The sequence below is a fragment of the Flavobacterium sp. UBA4854 genome, assembly GCF_002399805.1.
Classification (GTDB): domain Bacteria; phylum Bacteroidota; class Bacteroidia; order Flavobacteriales; family Flavobacteriaceae; genus Flavobacterium; species Flavobacterium ginsengisoli.
The window spans coordinates 1-5,422 of sequence record NZ_DHEI01000096.1 but is presented as its reverse complement, the minus strand read 5'-3'; the positions used below and the strand labels follow the sequence as shown (position 1 = coordinate 5,422).

At 33.6% G+C, this 5,422-nt stretch carries 5 protein-coding genes; all 5 read right to left on the bottom strand.

All coding sequences use genetic code 11. The features are described from left to right. The coding region (locus B3J44_RS14210; protein WP_286969061.1) for a 3'-5' exonuclease at positions 1-677 on the bottom strand (677 nt) is incomplete at its 3' end. Between the two features lie 218 nt (positions 678-895). After that, positions 896-2,251: a dihydrolipoamide acetyltransferase family protein gene (locus B3J44_RS14205; protein ID WP_286969059.1), complete on the bottom strand. Its 1,356-nt coding sequence runs from the start codon at positions 2,249-2,251 to the stop codon at positions 896-898. Positions 2,252-2,335: 84 nt separating this feature from the next. After that, on the bottom strand, positions 2,336-3,499 hold the full coding sequence (locus B3J44_RS14200) for a glycosyltransferase family 2 protein (RefSeq protein WP_286969057.1): 1,164 nt from the start codon (positions 3,497-3,499) through the stop codon (positions 2,336-2,338). A 31-nt stretch (positions 3,500-3,530) separates the two neighbouring features. Then, a complete protein-coding gene (locus B3J44_RS14195; RefSeq protein WP_286969056.1) occupies positions 3,531-4,712 on the bottom strand; it encodes a hypothetical protein in 1,182 nt (393 codons plus the stop codon). Between the two features lie 128 nt (positions 4,713-4,840). Then, positions 4,841-5,422, bottom strand: a 582-nt coding sequence (locus B3J44_RS14190) for a DUF443 family protein (protein WP_286969055.1), incomplete at its 5' end; no start/stop codon positions are given.

Sequence of the window (5,422 nt, the reverse complement as noted above, 5' to 3'; positions counted from 1 at the left end):
GGCTCTGTTTCTAGAACCTTCTCCACTTTTGCACCTTTATGTTTTCCAAAAGTAAAAATTTCTTCGTCATCTTGATCAAAAGCAATCATTCCGGCAAAATCTGCTATTTTTTTACGTGTTGTAAATTCAGATAAAGATTTCATGTCGTTTTCTAATTCTGGATAACGATCTAATTGTGCTTTCAAGATTTCGTAAGTTGCCATTGTATCAGCTTCTGCCGAATGCGCATTGTCAAGATTTTTTCCACAATAAAATTTCAAAGCAGCACTTAATGTACGCTCTTCCATTTTATGAAAAATAGTCTGCACATCTACAGAAACTTTGTTTTTCATATCAAAATCAACTCCTGCACGAAGCAATTCTTCTGCTAAAAGGGGAATATCAAAACGATCTGAATTAAACCCTCCCAAATCACTATCTTTAATCATATTGTGAATATGCGGAGCAAGTTCTGCAAAAGTTGGTTCGTTGGCTACTTTTTCGTCTGTTATGCCATGAACTGCAGTTGTTTGTGGAGGAATTGGAATTGTCGGATTAACCAACCAGGTTTTACTTTCTTTGTTTCCGTTAGGAAAAACTTTGAATATTGAAATTTCTACGATTCTATCTTTACCGATATCAATTCCCGTTGTTTCGAGATCAAAAAAGCAAATTGGCTTGTTAAGTTTTAATTCCATTTCTAATTTTTATAAGTTTACAAATGTAATTTTTAAAGCGGAATATCTCTCTTTATTCTGATTTTTTTTGTCGAAAAAAGCTTTCAAATCACGATTTTAACTTTTCTAAAATAAGCCTTTATCAAGATTGCGCATTTTCACTTAATTCTTTTCTTACAAAAGAAAAAATCCGATAAGTTTAAAACCTATCGGATTTGAATTTATTTTTAAAATGAATTTTAGAAATCTCTATCTACATCAAAAGCCTCTAAATATTCTGCTACTCTTTTTACAAAACTTCCTCCTAATGCACCATCTACAACTCTATGATCATAAGAGTGAGACAAGAACATTTTCTGACGAATTCCGATAAAATCACCTTCTGGAGTTTCAATAACCGCAGGCACTTTACGAATTGCACCAAGAGCTAGAATACCAACTTGTGGCTGATTGATAATTGGCGTTCCGAATACACTTCCAAAAGTACCAACGTTTGTAACTGTATAAGTTCCGCCTTGAGTATCGTCTGGTTTTAGTTTTCCAGCTTTTGCACGGTTTCCTAAATCGTTAACCGCTTTTGCCATTCCAACCAAATTCAACTGATCTGCATTTTTAATTACAGGAACAATTAAATTTCCGTTTGGCAATGCCGCCGCCATTCCTAAATTGATATTTTTCTTTTTAATGATATAATCTCCGTCAACAGAAATGTTCATTCCAGGAAAATCTTTTAAAGCTTTTGCAACTGCTTCCATCATAATCGGAGTAAAAGTCAATTTTTCGCCTTCTCTTTTTTCGAAAGCTGTTTTTACTTTATCTCTCCATTTTACAATGTTCGTTACGTCTACTTCAATAAAAGATTGTACGTGAGCAGAAGTTTGAACCGAAGCGGTCATATAACCCGAAATCAGTTTACGCATTCTGTCCATTTCAACAATTTCGTCAGCACCATTTACAGAAACTGGAACTGCTTGCTGGCTTTTTTGAGCAACTGGTTCAACTGCTTTCACAGGTTCCGCTTTTGGAGCCTCAACAATTTGAGGAGCCGCTTCAACTGTTTTAGGAGCTTGAACAGCACCTGATTTACGATCTTCTACATATTTTAAAATATCTTCTTTTGTTACGCGTCCGTCTTTTCCAGAACCCGCAATATTTTCAAGTTCGTTTAAAGAAACGCCTTCTTCCTTTGCAATATTTTTAACTAATGGAGAATAGAATTTATCTGAACTTGAAAAATCCTGAGAAGTTGTTACTGTTTCTTTAACCGCTTCGATTGTTTTTTCAATTTCAGCAGCTTCAGCAGGAACTGCAACCTCTTCAACTTTATTTGTTACTGCACTTGGCTCATCGCCTCCTTCAGTTTCAATAATAGCTATAGTTTGCCCTACTTGCACTAAATCATCTTTACCAAACAATTGCTCAACTAAAATTCCTGATACTTCGCTAGGCACTTCGCTGTCAACTTTATCTGTTGCAATTTCGAGTACGGCTTCATCAGCCTCAATTTTGTCTCCAACCTCTTTCAACCAGTTTGTTATGGTTGCTTCAGCGACACTTTCTCCCATTTTAGGAAGCTTTAATTCAAATCTTGCCATATTGTTAATCTAAAAGATGTTTTTGATTTTCAGATTGCGAAATTAACGAAAATTTTAAACATAAATTTCATTTAATATAATTTTTTACTCAATTTTCATGATTTGCCCTCTGTCATTCCTTGAATTACTTCCAATAATAAAACCTGTATTTTTGGGAAAAATTTTAAAAGTAACCTGCTTATCTTTAAGAGTTTCTATGATTTCGATACATTTTTTGAATGAAATATAGTGATTATCCAAAATGATCTCTGTCTTTTTACCCTTTAAAATTAGGCACGAATTTACCATTTTTTCTTCTTTGAAATCTAAAAAAGCAACTTTATTTTCCAAAATCGGAGCCAGTTTTTTAGCGAAATTCTCATTTTCGGAGTATAAAAAATAACTTTCTGGCAATGGATTTTCTTTTGGTTTTCCTTGAAACATTTTTGCAACAGAAAACAAAAAAGAGCCAATTTGAATAAAGACACTAAAGAACTGCGATTTCTTAAAATGCTTCTGATAAAAGAAATTCATGGCTTCTTGAAAACGCATCATATATTTTTCGTCTTTTACAGTACTTTCTCCTTTATAATGCAAAACTGTTGTTTCGTGAAAGTAAAAATTTGTTTTCCCGATTTGTAAAGCTCGATAAGACAAATCAATATCGTCGGCATACATAAAGCAATTTTCGTCAAAACCATTTAAATCTTCATACAATTTTCTTTCTAAAAACATAAAAGCGCCAACGAGAATATCCGCTTTTCCCGTTTCGTTTTCACTTAAATACTGTGCGTAATACTGATTAAAAAGTTTGGTTTTAGGAAAGATTTTATACAATCCGAAAACTTTTGTGAACGCTACCCAAGGCGTTGGAATACCGCGTTTACTTTCTGGAAGAAATTCACCAGTTCCGTCGATCAATTTACAGCCAATAATTCCGAGATTATTTTGCCTTTCGGCGAAAGCAAGAATCTTTGTAAAAGTATCTTCTGCAACAACAGTATCAGGATTCAAGATACAAACGTACTTTCCTTTCGCTTGACGAACACCAATATTATTGCCTTTTGGAAAACCAAAATTATCTTTGTTTTCTATCAGTTTTATGTCAGGAAATTTTTCTTTCATCATGAAAACGCTTTCGTCTGATGAATTATTATCAACAACAATAATTTCTGCGTCGATTGCCGCAATTGCTTCCTGAACGCTTAAAAGGCATTGTTCGAGAAAGTAACGCACATTGTAGTTTAAAATAACAATCGATAATTGCATGAATAATTAAGTCTGTAGATTTTGGCCGAAGTTAGAAATTTTCTGATAACCCTAAGCGAAGCGACCAATCGTTTTTACTAATTCCGTAATCTAAAGCGAGATTACTGCCATTGCGTTTGTTCCATTTTATGCGAATTCCGGTTCCAACTGCAGGATTCCATTTTTTGAATTCATAAGTATCAAGTTTAGAAACCGAAGAAACATTAGTAAAAAAAACAGCACCAAAAAATCCATTACGACTAATATCAGTTCTGTATTCGGTTTCAAAATAAACCAAAGCATTGCTTCTATATCTGTTTTTAGTAAAACCGCGCCCAGTTTTTCCTTCTCGATCCCAACCAATACTTGGCAAATCCAAATAATGCGGTTTTCCTCCAAAAGTCGACCAAAAAAAAGCTCTTGATGCCCAAACTCTATGTTTGGTTTTGCTAAAAGAGTGGTATTTTCTAGCATCAAAATATATAGACTGCCACTTGTCTCCTTCTACTCCGCTGGTATTGAGTCGTAAATCGGCTTCGACATACAAACCTTGTTCAGGATTAATGATATTTTCTCTTGAATCGTATAACCCTTGAATTGCAAATCCGAAAGAAGTCTCGTCAGAATAATCACCATTCATGTATTTATAATAATCTGTTTCTCCGTCTATATAAGATTCTTCAGATATATTTTTATAATTATCGAAAAGAAAACCAACTCCCAATCGATAATTCCCGACAATCTGCCTTGTAATAAACTGATAAAAACGCCATTGCTGATAATCGAGCGTTGACATTTCTTTTTCTGAATTATCTACACCCAACCCATAAGTATCCTGCGGATAAATCATATACCGATAATCTCCAATAAGATTCCATTTATTATCACTTGTATAAATATAAGATTGGATGGGAAATACAAACTGATTGCTGAAACTAAAATAAGGCGAAAAAGTAATTTGAGACATTTTAGTTTTTTCTGCATCTCCTAAGTAAAAAGTAGTCAGAAAAGAAACAACCAAACCATTACTGGAATTAACACCAACCGGAACGGGCAATAAAGAAAAAGCCAGTTTTCGTTTTCTATCTGGACGAATAGTATCCTGTTTATCAAAAATTTTATGAATGACGTCTAAGATATCCCGAGTTTCCACGGCTGTACTATCGTTTTGAGCCTGACAAAACAATCCTATAAAAAATAAAACTAAGATGTATTTTGTTTTTAAACTATTCACACACAATATCTTAAATCTCGTTTCTTACAAATTTAAAATTTTATTAAGAATATAGACAAGTTTATGCTCGAAAGTTTATGAGTGGTATTTTTTAGTCGCAGTTACAGTTTGCAAACTGAAAACTGTAACTACAAATGAAGCTGAATTTTATATCTATTCAAGATTTTCATTACAAAAAGCATAATGACAGAAAATACTAAAGACCATAAAATTCCCGGAACCCCGACTCTGAAATATCCTGGAATAATATGAACGTTTATAAGCTTACAGAAATAATAAATTACACCTGGCAAAATATAAATCAATAACGGATTTGCTGCTGCAGGCATAAAAAATTCGCTCCATTTGGTTTGCTTTTTAACTTCCATTAACCAATAGAGAAAATAAAATAAAACCGTACAAATTGCTGCCGAAAACATAGTCCATGAAGGGGTTCCTTTGATTTTTGAAATTCCGAAATATGGACGAAGCAAAATCGCTGTTACTGCAAATAAAACCGCAAAACCAATTACTGGCCAGTTGATTTTGGGATTGACTTTTCTATCAAAAAACAACAATGAAATAATTACTCCTGCCGAAACTAGAGAAGCATGAGTAAGATGTCCTGCTATAAAACTTAGCCAAGGAGTACTGTGTACAAATGAATTTTCGATTAAATTAAGAGAATTCATCGCGACAGAAAAAAACAAAAATGCAATCATTGCCCATAA

What these genes read in the sequence shown, in the direction of transcription:
- B3J44_RS14200 (WP_286969057.1), bottom strand. Translation starts at nt 3,499, where the DNA reads ATGCAATTATCGATTGTTATTTTAAACTACAATGTGCGTTACTTTCTC.
- B3J44_RS14205 (WP_286969059.1), bottom strand. Translation starts at nt 2,251, where the DNA reads ATGGCAAGATTTGAATTAAAGCTTCCTAAAATGGGAGAAAGTGTCGCT.